Annotated in this window: 1 pseudogene; it reads left to right on the top strand. The window is 83.5% G+C overall.

What is annotated here, in order from left to right:
• A pseudogene (locus tag GQS09_RS28870) lies at positions 1-352 on the top strand (hypothetical protein); the annotation flags it as partial.

Raw genomic sequence — 352 nt, 5'->3', positions numbered from 1 at the left:
GTGCCGGCCACCGGCGGCGAGGACGAGACGAGCGCCCCGGAGACCGGCACCCAGGAGGCGGCCGAGGCGCCGCGGAGGAGGCGGCGCCGGGCCGAGCGTGCGGAGGGCACTGCGCCCGAGGCCGGTGCGCCGGAGGAGACGACCGGGACCGGGACCGGGAAGGAGGCCGGGGCCGAACCGGCCGCGCCCCGGCGGACACGGCGCCGCACGGTGCGCGCGGCCGAGGAGCCGGCGGCGGAGGAGGCGGCTGCCGCCGAGACCGCCCGGACTGCGGAAACCGCCGAGACCGCCGGTACCGGGCCGGAGGAGGCCGCGCCGGCGAAGCGGACGCGGCGCCGCGCGGCGCGCGCGG

It is taken from the genome of Streptomyces sp. YIM 98790, from assembly GCF_011421595.1.
GTDB lineage: Bacteria > Actinomycetota > Actinomycetes > Streptomycetales > Streptomycetaceae > Streptomyces.
This window is presented reverse-complemented; position numbering and strand designations above follow the sequence as displayed.